This is a genomic window from Nocardiopsis sp. iso_238, assembly GCF_056173325.1.
On sequence record NZ_CM149668.1, the window covers coordinates 4067306 to 4082224 of the forward strand.

Annotated in this window: 9 protein-coding genes; 1 reads left to right on the forward strand and 8 read right to left on the reverse strand. The window is 71.8% G+C overall.

Going from position 1 to position 14919, the window contains the following annotated elements; genetic code table 11:
• Positions 1–12: 12 nt before the first annotated feature.
• Positions 13–4572 carry a glutamate synthase large subunit gene (gene gltB / locus AC0VYL_RS18445; protein ID WP_475480991.1) on the reverse strand — a complete coding sequence of 1520 codons (4560 nt, stop codon included), beginning with the start codon at positions 4570–4572 and terminating at the stop codon, positions 13–15.
• 575 nt (positions 4573–5147) lie between these two features.
• Here gltB and AC0VYL_RS18450 point away from each other — a divergent pair.
• The gene (locus AC0VYL_RS18450) at positions 5148–6968 is read left to right on the forward strand and encodes a bis-aminopropyl spermidine synthase family protein (protein ID WP_475480992.1); all 1821 of its coding nucleotides are present in this window, start codon (positions 5148–5150) and stop codon (positions 6966–6968) included.
• A gap of 86 nt (positions 6969–7054) precedes the next feature.
• Here AC0VYL_RS18450 and AC0VYL_RS18455 read toward each other — a convergent pair whose 3' ends face one another.
• The 7 genes from AC0VYL_RS18455 to trpB form a co-directional block, all read right to left on the reverse strand.
• Positions 7055–7933 (reverse strand): hypothetical protein, encoded by an 879-nt coding sequence (locus tag AC0VYL_RS18455; protein ID WP_475483535.1) that lies wholly within the window; start codon positions 7931–7933, stop codon positions 7055–7057.
• Between the two features lie 368 nt (positions 7934–8301).
• Positions 8302–9477, reverse strand: a complete 1176-nt coding sequence (locus AC0VYL_RS18460) for a hypothetical protein (protein ID WP_475454440.1) — start codon at positions 9475–9477, stop codon at positions 8302–8304.
• 104 nt (positions 9478–9581) lie between these two features.
• Positions 9582–10694 carry a prolipoprotein diacylglyceryl transferase gene (gene lgt / locus AC0VYL_RS18465; protein WP_475454442.1) on the reverse strand — a complete coding sequence of 371 codons (1113 nt, stop codon included), beginning with the start codon at positions 10692–10694 and terminating at the stop codon, positions 9582–9584.
• Positions 10695–10740: 46 nt separating this feature from the next.
• Complete coding sequence (locus AC0VYL_RS18470) at positions 10741–11733, reverse strand: DsbA family protein (RefSeq protein WP_475454444.1); 993 nt, start codon at positions 11731–11733, stop codon at positions 10741–10743.
• A 77-nt stretch (positions 11734–11810) separates the two neighbouring features.
• Entirely contained in the window at positions 11811–12320 is a 510-nt protein-coding gene (locus AC0VYL_RS18475; RefSeq protein WP_475480993.1) for a MauE/DoxX family redox-associated membrane protein, read from the reverse strand.
• A 362-nt stretch (positions 12321–12682) separates the two neighbouring features.
• Entirely contained in the window at positions 12683–13495 is an 813-nt protein-coding gene (trpA, locus tag AC0VYL_RS18480; RefSeq protein ID WP_475454448.1) for a tryptophan synthase subunit alpha, read from the reverse strand.
• Positions 13495–14712, reverse strand: coding sequence for a tryptophan synthase subunit beta (gene trpB, locus AC0VYL_RS18485; protein WP_475454450.1), 1218 nt, complete (start codon positions 14710–14712; stop codon positions 13495–13497). Before trpB ends, trpA begins: the two co-directional genes overlap by 1 nt.
• Positions 14713–14919 lie beyond the last annotated feature (207 nt).

Here is a 14919-nt window from a genome sequence, read left to right on the forward strand (position 1 = left end):
CGTGTGCTGACTTCAGGACTGCGCGGAGGCCATGACGGCCTCGTCGACGTCGCGCCCCTCGCGTTCGGCCTCGGCCTGGGCGAGCAGGACGCGCTTGAAGTCGCGCGGCATGATCTTGGCGACGCGGTCGAGCCCCTTGGTCCCCTCGGCCAGGAGGCGTTCGGCGACGGTGGAGCCGGTCTCGGCGTGGTGGCGGGTGAGGACGCCGGTGAGGAACTCGCGGTCCTCGTCGGTGAGGTCCTCGATCTCGACCATCTCGGGGTTGACGCGTTCGGTGTCCAGGTCGAGGACGTAGGCGATACCGCCGGACATGCCCGCCGCGAAGTTGCGTCCGGTACGGCCGAGGATGACGGCGCGCCCGCCGGTCATGTACTCGCAGCCGTGGTCACCGATGCCCTCGACGACCGCGAGGGCGCCGGAGTTGCGGACGCAGAAGCGTTCACCGACGACGCCTCGGAGGAGGATCTCCCCGGAGGTGGCGCCGTAGCCGATGACGTTCCCGGCGATGATGTGTTCCTCGGCGGCCAGGGTGGAGGTCGCCGCGGGGCGGACGATGACGCGGCCGCCGGACAGGCCCTTGCCGACGTAGTCGTTGGCGTCACCGGACAGCCGCAGGGTGACGCCCCGGGGCACGAAGGCGCCGAAGGACTGTCCGGCGGATCCGGTGAAGGACACGTCGATGGTGCCGTCGGGCAGGCCGTCGGCGCCGTAGCGCTTGGTGACCTCGTGCCCGAGCATGGTGCCCACGGTCCGGTTGACGTTGCGCACGGGCAGTTCGAGGCGGACCGGCTGGCCGAAGTCGAGCGCTCCCTCGCTGAGCTGGATGAGGGTGTTGTCGAGCGCCTTGTCCAGGCCGTGGTCCTGGGTGCGCCGCCGGGCGCGGTGGTCTCCGGCGATGGGCTCGACCTCGTGCAGGATCGGGGAGAGGTCCAGGCCCTGGGCCTTCCAGTGGTCGACGGCCTCGACGGTGTCGAGCAGGTCGACGGAGCCGATGGCCTCGTCGAGGCTGCGGAAGCCGAGCTGGGCCAGGTACTCGCGGACCTCCTGGGCGATGAACTCGAAGAAGTTGACGACGTACTCGGCCTTGCCCGAGAACCGCTCGCGCAGGGCGGGGTTCTGGGTGGCCACGCCCACGGGGCAGGTGTCGAGGTGGCAGACGCGCATCATGACGCAGCCGGAGACGACGAGGGGCGCGGTGGCGAAACCGTACTCCTCGGCGCCGAGCAGGGCGGCGACGACGACGTCGCGTCCGGTCTTCATCTGGCCGTCGGCCTGGACGACGATGCGGTCGCGCAGGCCGTTCAGCAGCAGGGTCTGCTGGGTCTCGGCGAGGCCGAGCTCCCAGGGGGTGCCCGCGTGCTTGAGGGAGGTGAGCGGCGAGGCGCCGGTGCCCCCGTCGTGGCCGGAGATGAGGACGACGTCGGCGTGGGCCTTGGACACGCCGGTGGCGACGGTGCCGACGCCCGCTTCGGAGACCAGCTTGACGTGGACCCGCGCGGACGGGTTCGCGTTCTTGAGGTCGTGGATGAGCTGGGCGAGGTCCTCGATGGAGTAGATGTCGTGGTGGGGCGGCGGCGAGATGAGGCCGACGCCGGGCGTGGAGTGGCGGGTGTTGGCGACCCACGGGTAGACCTTGTGGCCGGGCAGCTGGCCGCCCTCGCCGGGCTTGGCGCCCTGCGCCATCTTGATCTGGATGTCGTCGGCGTTGCTGAGGTAGTGCGAGGTGACGCCGAAGCGGCCGGAGGCGACCTGCTTGATGGCGCTGCGGCGCAGGTCCCCGTTGGCGTCGGGGGTGAAGCGGGCCGGGTCCTCGCCGCCCTCTCCGGTGTTGGACTTGCCGCCGAGGCGGTTCATGGCGATGGCGAGGGTCTCGTGCGCCTCGGCGGAGATGGAGCCGTAGGACATGGCGCCGGTGGAGAAGCGCCTGACGATCTCCGAGACGGGCTCGACCTCGTCGATGGAGACGGGTTCGCGCACGCCCTCCTTGAGGCGGAAGAGGCCGCGGAGGGTCATGAGCCGGGCGGACTGGTCGTCGACCCTGTTCGTGTACTCCTTGAAGATCTCGTACTTGCGGCTGCGCGTGGAGTGCTGGAGCCGGAAGACGGTCTCGGGGTCGAACAGGTGGGGCTCGCCCTCGCGCCGCCACTGGTACTCGCCGCCGACCTCCAGGCGCCGGTGGGCGTTGGGGTTGGCGGTGTGGGCGCGGCGGTGCCGGAGCGCGACCTCCTCCGCGAGGACGTCGAAGCCGACGCCGCCCAGGCGGGAGGTGGTGCCGGTGAAGCAGCGGTCGATGACCTCCTGGCCCAGGCCGAGCGCCTCGAAGATCTGGGCGCCGGTGTAGGAGCTGACCGTGGACACGCCGATCTTCGACATGACCTTGAGGACGCCCTTGCCGAACGCCTTGACGGTGTTGCGGACGGCGGTGTCGGCGTCGTCGACGCCGCCGAGGGTGCCGCGTTCGACCAGGTCCCGGACGGTCTCCAGGGCCAGGTACGGGTTGACGGCGGAGGCGCCGTAGCCGACGAGGAGGGCCACGTGGTGGCACTCGCGGACGTCGGCGGCCTCGACGAGGAGGCCGACCTCGGTGCGGGTCTTCTCTCGGACGAGGTGGTGGTGGACGGAGCCGGTGAGCAGCAGCGACGGGATGGGCGCGCGTGCGGCGTCGGCGCGGCGGTCGCTGAGCACGAGGATGTGCGCGCCGCCGTCGATGGCCTCGGAGACCTCGGCGTTGATCTCGTCCAGTCGGGCGGACAGGGATCGGCCGCCGCCGTCGACGGGGTAGGTGCCGTCGACGGTGAAGGTGCGCAGCGCGGGGTTGTCGCGCCCGGCGGCGACGATGGCGGCGAGCTGGGCCTGGTCGACGACCGGGGTCGGCAGGACGAGGCGCTGGGTGTCGCCCGGGGACGCCTGGAGGAGGTTGCCCTCGGCGCCGAGGAGCGTGGAGAGGCTGGTGACCATCTCCTCGCGGATGGCGTCCAGCGGCGGGTTGGTGACCTGCGCGAAGTTCTGCGAGAAGTAGTCGAAGAGCTGGCGCGAGCGCGCGGACAGCGCGGCCACCGGGGTGTCGGTGCCCATGGAGCCGATGGGTTCGGCGCCGGTGCGGGCCATCGGGGTGAGGATGATCCGCAGTTCCTCCTCGGTGTAGCCGAACACCTGCTGGGCGAGGTTGAGTTCGGTGACCGGGGTGGGTTCGGCGGCGGGGAGGTCGGCGAGGCGCAGGACGCCGGAGTCGATCCACTCCTGGTAGGGGTGTTCGGCGGCGAGTTCGGCCTTGATCTCCTCGTCCTCGATGATCCGCCCCTGGGCGGTGTCGACGACGAAGATGCGGCCGGGCTGGAGGCGTCCCTTGCGCACGACGGTGGCGGGGTCGATGTCGAGGACGCCGGCCTCGGAGGCGAGGACGACGAGGCCGTCCTCGGTGACCCAGTAGCGGCCGGGGCGCAGGCCGTTGCGGTCCAGGACGGAGCCGACGACGGTGCCGTCGGTGAAGGACACCGAGGCGGGGCCGTCCCAGGGCTCCATGAGGGTGGAGTGGTACTCGTAGAAGGCCCGGACGGCCGGGTCCATCTCGGTGTGGTTCTCCCAGGGCTCCGGGATCATCATGAGGACCGCGTGCGGCAGCGAGCGCCCGCCCAGGTGGAGCAGTTCGAGGGCGTCGTCGAAGGAGGCGGTGTCGGAGTCGTCGGGGTCGACGATCGGGAAGACGCGGGACAGGTCGCCGGGGATGAGCTCGGTGGCGAGCTTGGCCTCCCGGGACCGCATCATGTTCCGGTTGCCCTTGACCGTGTTGATCTCGCCGTTGTGGGCCACGTAGCGGAACGGGTGGGCGAGCGGCCAGGACGGGAAGGTGTTGGTGGAGAACCGGGAGTGCACCAGGGCCAGGCCGGAGGCGTAGCGCCGGTCGGACAGGTCCGGGAAGAACGGCTCCAGCTGCGGGGTGGTGAGCATGCCCTTGTACGCGATGGTGCGCGGGGACAGGCTCGGGAAGTAGACGTCGGCCTCGTGCTCCGCGCGCTTGCGGACGCAGTACGCGTGGCGTTCGAGGTCGATGCCGGTGAGGCCGTCGGTGGCGGTGCCGGGGGTGCCGGTGAGGAAGAGCTGCCCGAAGTAGGGCATGGCCTCGCGGGCGGCCGGGCCGCTGTACTGGGGCTCGAAGGGGACCTCGCGCCAGCCGAGGAGGGTGAGGCCCTCGTCGGCGACGATGGCGTTGATGGTCTCCACGGCGGCGGCGCGCTCGGCGGCGTCGGAGGGGAGGAAGCCGATGCCGGTGGCGTAGGCGCCCGCGGCGGGGAGGGCGAAGTCGCAGACCTCGGTGTAGAGGGCGTGCGGGATCTGGGTGAGGATGCCCGCGCCGTCGCCGTCGTCGGGGTCGGCTCCGGAGGCGCCCCGGTGGTCGAGGTTGCGCAGGACGGTCAGGGCCTTGCTGACGATGTCGTGGCTCTGGCGACCGGTGAGGTCGGCGACGAAGCCCACTCCGCAGGCGTCGTGCTCGAAGGCGGGGTCGTACAGGCCCTGGGGTGTGGCTTCTGCGTTCGTTCGGACGGACGAACGCCGCACGTTTCCAGCGGGCATCTGCCCTCCAGTCGTCTCTCGTCGGCTTCGTGAAAAGCGCATCGGGACGACGTTGGCCCTGCTGCGTGCGTGATGCTGTTGTGTCCGCCCGGGGGCGGGTCCCGACCGTGGGTCGCCCGGTCCGTGTCACCGTGTCGCGTACACGTCCTCGTGTCGCCGGTGTCGGTGGGCGTCCCGTTGTCGGGCAGGTTCTCTTATACAGGCTGGTCCGGCCCCGATGCGAATCGGAGGTCTAGACCAGGTGGCGCCGCGGTGCGCCGTGGCCCGTGGTGTGCCCGCTCCCTGCGGAGGGGCGCGGGTCCCTCTCGGACCGGGGTCCGATGAGAGCTGGCCTTGCGGGTTGTTCCACGAGGGAAATCCGCTAAACCTCCCAAAGGGGATGGAGGACCGTTCGCCGGTCGGATCTTCACCGGGCGTGAGACCGCGCCTGACCACCGCTTTCCCACGATACCCCGGGGCCGACACCTCTCCCAAGGGAGGACGGATCACACCGGGGAGTGACATCCCCCTCATCCGAGGCGGGCGGCCCCGGCCGTGGCACCTCCGGGGCGTCCTCGACGTGGGAGGATCACGGAATGGCAGGACACCCGACTTCCCCCGGCCCGGTCGATCCCGGAGCCGACTCCCCCGAGGCCGCCCGCGTGCCCGGCACCCCGGTGCCGGAGACCCACGCGGCCCCTCGGCGCGACGACCACCCGTCCCTCCCCGAGGCGGCGGAGGACTTCCTGCGCGAGCACGGGCCCGACGCGGCCCGGCCCAGGATGGTCCTGGAGCTGCTCTCCGACGGCCGTTGGTGGAGCGCCAACGACCTCGTGCGCGCCAGCGGTGTGGCGCACGCCGTGGTGGCGTCCCTCTTCAGGGCCCTGGAGACCGCGGGGGAAGTGGAGCGCGAGCCCGGGGGCGACCGGCGCCGTCTGTCGAGCCCCGTCCCGTACACCGGCGCGGCCGGGCCCACGCTGGCCGACCCGGTGGCCCACCTGCTCCCCGCCCATTCCCGGGCCGCCGAGGAACTGGCGCGGGCGGTGGCCGAGGGGCCCGCCTCCGACCTGGACCTGGACCACGTGTCCGCGACCGCCGAGACCGCGCTGCGCCGGGCCCTGTTCCTGGCCACCCGGTTCGACCTGCGCCATCGCACGCTCCTGTGCGTGGGCGACCACGACCTCACGTCCCTGGCGGTGGCCCTGGTGCGGCCGGAGGCACGGGTCCTGGTGGTGGACCTGGACGAGCGGGTGCTGGCCCACATCGACGCGGTGGCCGCGCGGTTGGGCCTGCCGGTGCGCACCCACACCGCCGACCTGCGGCTGGGGCTGCCCGCGTCGCTGCGGGAGGGCGCCGACCTGGTCTTCACCGATCCGCCGTACACCCCCGACGGGGTGGACCTGTTCGTGCGGCGCGGGGTGGAGGGGCTGGCCGACCCCCGGCGGGGGCGTGTGCTGGTGGCCTACGGCGCCAGCGAGACCACGCCCAAGCTGGCGGCGGCGACCCAGGCGCGCATGGTGCGCTCGGGGCTGCTCCTGGAGGCGGTGTGGCCGGACTTCAACCGCTACCTGGGCGCGGAGTCCATCGGTGCGGCCAGCGACCTGTACGTGCTGCGTCCGCTCGCGCGCACCCTGTCCTCCCCCGGCGGTGACTCCTCTCGGGTGTACAGCCAGGGGGTCAACGCCAAGGAGGCGCGCGGCGGTCTGGACGCGGAGCGGGCCACCGCCGTGCTGGAGCGGGTCGCGGAGCTGACCGGCGCCGTCCCCGCGCGTGACGGCGCCGAGGACGGCGACACGGTGGGGGCTCCCTCACTGGTCGGGGACTGGCCGCGTGAGGTGGCCGGGGACCCCCGGGTGCGCCTGTCCACGTGGATGGACTCCCCCACCGCCGTCGGCCCCCGGGCCGTGGTCAACCTCACCGGCGGTTGGGAGCGGTTGGCGCCCCGTGTGGCGCTGGCGGCCACCGCCGACGACACCTTCGTGCTGGTGCCCTCGTCCTCGCGCTGGGTGCGTGACGAGGCGGGCCAGAAGGGGTTCCGTGCCCTGGTGGAGCCCGCGTTCCGGGTCCGGTTCCTGAGGGGCGTGGGCGCCGCGGACCTCACCGCGATCCGGTGCACCCGCGCCGCGCCCGGCGCGGGCGCCGACCGTCTGCTGGCCCACGTCCAGGGCAGGTCCCACGGGACGCTGACGGCGACGCTGCGCACGGGCCTGGTGGAGGCGGCGGCCCAGCGGGGACGACCCATCAACAAGCGCACGGCCCGGCACGCGGTGGCCGCGGTCCCGGGCTGGGTGGCCGGGCACACCCTGCTGGACCTGCCCGAACACCGGTTCGCGGAGCTGCGCGCGGTGGCCTCGGACCTGGTCTCCCGGGTCGACGAGGCGGGGGCGGACCCGAGCCGGGTCGACGGCGCGGACTGAGCCGGTCCGGTCCACGAACGCGGGCGGGGCCCGGTGGGAGGTCGTTCCCACCGGGCCCCGCCCGTGTGTTCTGGGGGGTGGCGCCGCTACTGGCCGGGCTGCGTCGGCGTCTCGACCGTGCCGTCGGCCGGGGGCGGATCCTCGACCAGTTCCTGGTCGGTGCCCTCCACGGCGCCCTCGCCCGTACCGGTTCCGTCCCCGGTGCCGTCCTCGGTCCCGGTGCCCTCACCGGCTCCGGGCGCGGTCTCCTCGCCGCCGAGCTCACCGATCCGGCGGAAGAACGGGTTGCGGAAGTTGGCCAGGGTCACCAGCGGGGTGACCAGGCTGACCCGCTCGTCGACCGACTCGGAGTCGGTGGGCTGGACCCAGATCACCACCAGGTAGTGGCCGGTGATGATGGCGTCGGCGGCGCTGTAGCCGCTGCCGAGGCGGTCGAGGGGGTCCTCACCGGACGGGGAGAGCACGAAGCCGGGGTCGACGGGCTGCTCGTCCTCCTCGGCCTCGGGCAGTTCCATGGCCTCGGCCACGGCACGGCTGCCCTCGATGTCGGCGAGGTTGAACACCGCGACCACACCGAAGACGTCGTCCTCGGACATGTAGGTGGCGCGGCCCGCCTGCGTGCAGTCCGCGTCGGAGAGCGCCTGCCGCACCTGGTCGCCCCAGACAGCCGCCGAGCAGTCCTCGGTCAGGTCCGAGTCGCGCAGGGTGAAGTCCAGGCTCTGACCGGAGATCTCGGAGTTGTGGCGCTCGAAGAGCTCGCCCTCGTTGAGCGGCCGAGTGTCCTTCTCCCGGGAGGACAGCACCGCGTTCATGTTGCTGTCCTGGGAGTCCTGGACCTTGTACAGGGCCGGTCGGGTCTCCTGGGCGGCCTGCTCCTCCCCGCCGTCTCCGGAGAACTGGAAGAAGAGCACCGTGCCCAGGGCGATGAGCGCCACGACCAGCACGCCGACCAGGACGGTCAGCATCCCGCCGAAGCGGCGGGGCTCCTTCTTGCGTCGGCCTCCGCCCTTGCGGCGTCCGCCCTCGCGGTTCTCGGACCGGCTCCGGTCCGCCTGGGCGGGGAGTTCGGCTGGCTCGCTGTCTTTCCTCCGGCGGCCCGGCCTGCCAGGCGTCGACGGTTCAGAAGGGGACACCCAAAGGACCTTTCCGTGGATGCGGGCCGGTCACGTGACGTGACCGGCCCGGCTGCGCTCGGGAACGGCGGGGGGACGCCTCCCGCCTGGTGTCGACCCCGGGGCCGTGTTCCCTGAAATCAGGGGAACACACCCCGGCGGGCGGGTCGATCTGTCCGAGATCCTATCGGGGCGTCCGACGGGGCCGGACAGACCGGCTCCTACTCGCCCTCCTCCTCCGGCTTGTGCGCGACGACCTCGTCGTAGACGAAGCTGAAGGCGCTCTGCGAGACCACGCTGGCGGTGGCCAGACCCGAGTCGTCCCCGGGCAGGGAACCGTCGGTGCGCGCGACCCAGTAGACGGCCAGGTAGTGGCCCATCACCTGGGTCGTGGCCTGGCTGTAGCCCTCCTGGAGGCCCTCGACGCCGTCGATCTCACGGGACAGCAGGAAGCCGGCCCCGGTCTCGACGTTGGTCGGGTCCATGGCGGCCGCCACCTCGGCCGCTCCCTCGGTGTCGGAGAGGTCGAACAGGGTCACCTGGGCGACGTAGTCGTCCTTGGAGTCGGTGTACACCCCGGAGGCCGCGTTGAGGCAGTTGGCGTCCAGGAGGCTCTGACCGAGCTCCTCGCCCCACACCAGCGAGGTGCAGGAGTCGGTGACCTCGGACTCCTGGAGCTCCAGCTTCATCCCGGCCATGTCGAGTTCCTCGACCGGTCCGAAGACGGACTCGTCGGTCATGGGCTCGACGTCGTCGGGGCGGTTCGCGATGGCGCCGAACACCTCGGGCCGGTCCGGCTCGAACAGGTACAGCTCCGGAGTGATGGTGCTGTGCCCCTCGGGCGGCGCGACGATGCTCTCCTCACCCCGGTCGGTGTTGCCGCCGGTCCCGGTGACGAGCTGGTAGGTCAGCAGGCCCAGGAGTGCGACCAGGGCGATACTGAAGGCGCCCAGGAGCACTCCGAGCACGGCGGTGCCGCGCTTGCGCTTGCTCTGTTCAGCGAGGGTGTAGACGATCTGGTTGGGCCGGTCGCCCAGGACCGACACCTTCTTGATCGCGGACGCGGAGAAGGCGGAGACGCGTCCCACGCCCTTCCTGTCCTTGCGGCGGCCCTTGCGGCCGGCGGAACGCCCGGCCTCCTGCTCCGAGCCCTCCTCGCCCTCGTGGTCGTCCTCGTACCCGGTGTCCGGGTCGTCCTCGTGGTCGTCGTACTCGGCGTCAGGGCGGGGCTGGGTGTGGCCGTACTCGGCGGAGAAGTCCTCCTCCGGGTCGTACTGCTCCTCGTACCCGTCCTCGGGGCCGTAGTCGTCGACGTGCTCTTCGGTGTGGGCGCTGTCGGCGCGACGTGACCCGCCGCGCCGACGTCTGCGTCCGTGACCGGAATCGGCTCTGCTCACGGTCTTTCTCAATCGTCAACCCGTGGTCTGCTCGACTGGTGCGGGCTTCGTCGTACGGCGCGCTCGGCCACGGGCCGGTGCGCCGGTTTTCGGAATGTCCCGCTCTACTCGGGCTTCGACCCGGAGTTGCCTTCCGCGCCGTCGGCGCCGTCCTCCGCCGAGCCCTCGCTACTAGATCGCTCAGGGCTCGGGTGGTATTCCGTCCCGGCCCCCTCGGATGAGCCCGTGGCCTGGTCGAACACCGAGTCGTCGCCGTCGACGGCGCTGTAGACGGTGCCTTCGTCGGCCTTCTCGTCGGAGGATGTGTCTCCGAACACCTGGGTCCCGGCGTCCTGCCCGTGGGGGACGACGGAGGCGGAGAAGGAGTCGAGGCGGCGGCCGGCCCAGACGAAGTAGGCGAGGGCGCCGAGGAACACCGCGATGGAGGTCCAGTTGTTCAGGCGCAGGCCGAAGAAGTCGTTGGCCGGGTCGACGCGCAGGTACTCGATCCAGAAGCGGCCGACGCAGTAACCCATGACGTAGACGGCGAAGAGGCGTCCGCCCTGGAGGGAGCCCTCGAAGCGGCGGCCGAGGTAGGCCAGCAGGACCGCGAGGACCAGGCACCACAGGGACTCGTAGAGGAAGGTCGGGTGGTAGGTGGTGACGCCGACCTCCATGCCCGCCCGCATGTGGCCCTCGGGTGTGGGGTAGATCTCCAGGGCCCAGGGCAGGTCGGTGGGGCGCCCGAAGAGCTCCTGGTTGAAGTAGTTGCCCCAGCGGCCGATGGCCTGCGCCAGGGGGAGGGTGGGGGCGATCGCGAAGGAGAGCTTGGACATGGACAGCCCGCGTTTGCGGGCGACCAGCCACACGCCGACGGCGCCGAGCGGGATGGCGCCCCAGATGCCCAGGCCGCCCTCCCACACGTACAGGGCGCGGATGGCCTCGCGGTCCGGCCCGAAGTACAGGTGGGCGTCACTGATGACGTGGTAGAGGCGACCGCCGACCAGACCCAGGATCACGGCCCAGACGGCCATGTCCATGATGGTGCCGGGCTCACCGCCCATCGCCTTCCAGCGGCGCTCGCTCCAGTAGACCGCGACGATGACCCCGGCCAGGATGCACAGGGCGTAGAAGTGGATCTGGAACGGCCCGATGGGGATCGAGTTGATCTCGGGGCTGGGAATGGCCGCGAGGGCGCGGCCGACCTCGGCCGCGCCCTCGGAAGCTGTCGACGACAATGTCACTGCTCTGCTCTCGGGTTCGCCCCGCGTGCGGGGGTGGTGATCAGGGGTTCTCCTCCGCGTCACCCCCGCCGTCGGCATCCCTGGGCTCGGTGCTGACCTCGCCGTCGCCCGCGGCGGCGATCGCGTCGGCCAGGCCCCTGGTGCTCATGGCGGTGTTGCCGTCGAGCAACTCGCCGTTGATGTAGACGGAAGGCGTGGCGCGGAACTCGTTGGCTCCGCTGTAGCGAGTGTAGGCCTTCCCTGTGGCGTCGATGATCTCGCCCGTGTAGGTGCCCTCCAGGAAGGACGCGTCGTGTCCGTTGCCCTCTCCCCAGCTGATGAGGTCGGACAGGACCATGGTCCCGATGTTCTCCTGGCCGATCTGCTCGGTGGCGTCGGCGGTGAGGGCGGGCAGGTACTCCTCGGTGAACTCCTTGACGACCTCGGCCTCAGCGTCGACGCGGTCGTCGAAGGCCTGGGCGTCCTCGTCGGAGGCCCCGGTGTCGCGGAACCACTGCTTGAGCTCGTCGACGTTGAAGCCCTCCTTGCCCTCGGTGGGCTGGTTCTCGAACAGGGTGTCGTTGTACTCGACGAAGACGCCGTAGTCGGCGGAGGCGCGGGCGGCGGCACCGGCGCGCAGTGAGTTCGAGCTGATGGGGACGGGCTGCTGGGCGAAGATGCTCACGGGCCGGTAGTGGACGATGGCGGCGCCCGCGGCGGCCTGTTCCTTGAGGACGTCGCCGCCGAAGTGCTCGAACTGGCGGCAGGCGGGGCACTGGTAGTCGGCGTAGACCTCGACGACGGGAGCGGAGGCGTCCGGCTCGGCCATCACGACGCTGCCGTCCTCCTGGAGGGTCTGGTCGGCCAGCGGGCCCTCGTAGCCCTCGCTGCGTTCGGAGGTGAGGACGGCGTAGCCGATCCCGACGACGAGCAGGACCACGGCCGCGGCGGCGCCGACGACGATGAGGGTCCGGTTGCGTTTGGCGGCCCGCTTCTCCTTCTCCCGCTGTTCCCTGAGCTTCTCGCGGGAGCGCTTGCGCGCTTCACTCCCCATGGTGTTCCTCTGTTTCTGGCTTTCTGGAGGTGGTCGACCGTCGCGTTCGGGGTGCCGGGGGCACCGGTTCTCCGGGACTAGCGGAAGAGGCCGAGCGCGCGGTCGAGGGCGAAGGGGGATCGGGGCCAGAGCGCGATGAAGGCGCCCATGGCCGCGAAGGCGACGTCGCGTGCGATGGAGAGCCCGTAGGTGGTCTCGCCGGGGTCGACCTGTCCGCCGCCGCCGAAGCAGCCGCAGTCGATGTTGAGGCCGCGGGCCATGGCGGAGAGGATCCCGGCGATGAAGACGACCATGAGGAGGGCGCCGACGGCGCCGACCTGCCGGGTGGCCAGGCCCGCGAGGAGGAGCAGGGCGAGGGCGAGCTCGAAGAGCGGCAGGAGGTAACCGATGAGTTCCGCGATCTCGGCGGGGAAGAGGTCGTAGGCCTCGACCGCCTGGACGGAGAGGGCGGGCGGGAACTTGGTGACGGCCGCGGTGATGAGGACGGCGGCGAGGCCGACCCGGCAGGCGAGGGTGAGCCAGGGTTGGACGGTCTCCCAGCGCCCGGTGGGCTGGGTGGTGGGGGCGTCGTCGTGGGTGTCCGTCATCTGCGAGGCCTTCGGGAGTGGGGGGCGGTCGTCCGCGCTCATGGCACTGGGTGCGTGCCTTGTCGCTCTTCGTGTTGGAACAAAGCCTACTGTGTGTAGTGAGTTGGTGGCACGGGGCATCGGAACCGGGGAGTGCGGCGGGGGCCGCGCTTCCGGGACCCCGCCATCACACCACCCGGAGACCTGGCGGGTGACCGGTTCGCGGGGATCGGGCGTCCCCTCTCACCCGATTCTCACCCTCTTAACCCTGCGCTTGACCTGCTCGGAGGCTGAGGGCGCGGACACGGGAACGGTGGGCCGCGCCGTGTCGGCGCGACCCACCGTGGGGTTCCTGACGCGGGCCGGTCGGCCCTTCCAAGGGACTAGCGGGAGCGCACTCCGGCGGCGAGCTCCTCCGCGAAGGAGCGGACGGCGACGAGTCCGGTCTCCAGGTCCGGGGCGTCCAGGACGCGCTGGCAGAACCCGGCGCCCACGATGACGCCGTCGGCGTAGCCGGCGACCTCGGCGGCCTGCGCGGCCGTGGAGATGCCCAGCCCCACGCAGATCGGCAGCCCGGACTCGCGGGTGACCTCACGGGTGCGGCGCACCAGGGTCTCGGCGGTGTCGGCCACCTGGGCGCGGGTGCCGGTGACGCCCATGAGCGAGGCCGCGTAGACGAACCCGCTGCACGCGCCGGTGGTGAGTGCGAGGCGCCGGTCCGTGGAGGAGGGGGCCACCAGGAAGATCCGGTCGAGCCCGGCCTTCTCGGAGGCGGCGTACCACTCCTCGGCCTCCTCGGGGATGAGGTCGGGGGTGATGACCCCGGCCCCGCCCGCGTTGGCGAGTTCGGTGGCGAAGCGCTCGACGCCGTAGCGCTCGATCGGGTTCCAGTACGACATGACCAGGGCGGCGGCGCCGGTGGCGGCGGTCGCCTCCACGACGCGGAAGACGTCGTCGGTGGTGGTGCCCGAGGCCAGCGCCCGGTCGGCGGCCCGCTGGATGGTGGGTCCGTCCATCATGGGGTCGGAGTAGGGCAGGCCGACCTCGACGACGTCGCACCCGCCCTCGACCATGGCCTCGATGACCCGGATCGAGGACTCGACGTCGGGGAACCCGGCGGGCATGTAGCCGATGAGCGCGGCGCGGTCGGCCTCTCGGGCCTGGGCGAGCCTGTTCTGGAGTGTGGTCGCGGGCATCAGGCCTGTCCCTCCGAGTCGACGAGGCCGAAGTAGGCGGCCGCGGTGTTGACGTCCTTGTCGCCGCGCCCGGAGAGGTTCACCAGGATCACGGCTTCGGGCCCGAGGCGCCGGCCGAGCCGGATCGCCCCGGCCAGGGCGTGGGCGCTCTCGATCGCGGGGATGATGCCCTCGGTGCGGCAGAGCAGCCGGAAGGCCTCCATGGCCTCGGTGTCGGTGACGGGCTCGTAGGTCGCCCGGCCGGTGTCCGCCAGGTAGGCGTGTTCGGGGCCCACCGCCGGGTAGTCGAGCCCGGCGGAGATGGAGTGGCTGGGCAGCGTCTGCCCGAACTCGTCCTGGAGGACGAAGGTGCGCGCTCCGTGGAAGACGCCGTGGCTGCCCGCGGTGATGGAGGCGGCGGTCTCGTCGGTGTCGGCACCCGCTCCCCCGGCCTCGAACCCGTAGAGGGCCACGCTCTCGTCGGGGATGAAGGCCGCGAAGATCGCGATGGCGTTGGAGCCGCCGCCGACGCAGGCGGCGACGGCGTCGGGGAGCCTGCCGGTGAGGTCGAGGACCTGCTGGCGGGCCTCGGCGCCCACGGTGAAGTGCAGGTCGCGGACGAGCTTGGGGAAGGGGTGTGGACCGGCGGCGGTGCCGAAGAGGTAGTGGGTGTGGTCGACGTTGGCCACCCAGTCGCGGAAGGTCTCGTTGATCGCGTCCTTGAGGGTGCGGCTGCCGATGGTGACCGGGACGACCTCGGCGCCCAGCATGCGCATGCGGGCGACGTTGAGCGCCTGCCGCCTGGTGTCCTCCTCCCCCATGTAGATGACGCAGTCCAGACCCATGAGGGCGCAGGCGGTGGCGGTGGCCACGCCGTGCTGTCCCGCGCCGGTCTCCGCGATCACGCGGGTCTTGCCCATGCGCTTGGTGAGCAGCGCCTGGCCCAGCACGTTGTTGATCTTGTGCGAGCCGGTGTGGTTGAGGTCCTCGCGCTTGAGCAGGACGCGCGCGCCGCCCGCGTGCTCGGAGAAGTTGCGGGCCTCGGTGAGGAGGCTGGGGCGGCCCGCGTAGCTCTTGAGGAGTTCGTCGAACTCGGCGTGGAAGGCGGGGTCGTCCTTGGCCCTGGCCCACTCGGCCTCGACCTCGTCGAGGGCCGCGATGAGGGCTTCGGGGGCGAACCGGCCGCCGAAGCGGCCGTAGTGCCCGCGCTCGTCGGGTACCGGTTGGGCGTGGCTCATGGGAAGTTCTCCTGGGAAGAGGAGGCCGAGCGCGCGGGTCGGCCCGGGGCGTCGCGCCACGGGAGCCGCGCGCCGACCGGCCGTGCGCCGCCTGGCTCGGGCGGCGCGGGTTGGTTCGGGTCGACGCGGCGACGGGAACCCGTGGGACGTGCCTACGGGCTCCCTAGAGCCATCGCCATCGGCGCCGGAGCGTGCGCGCGGGCGTGT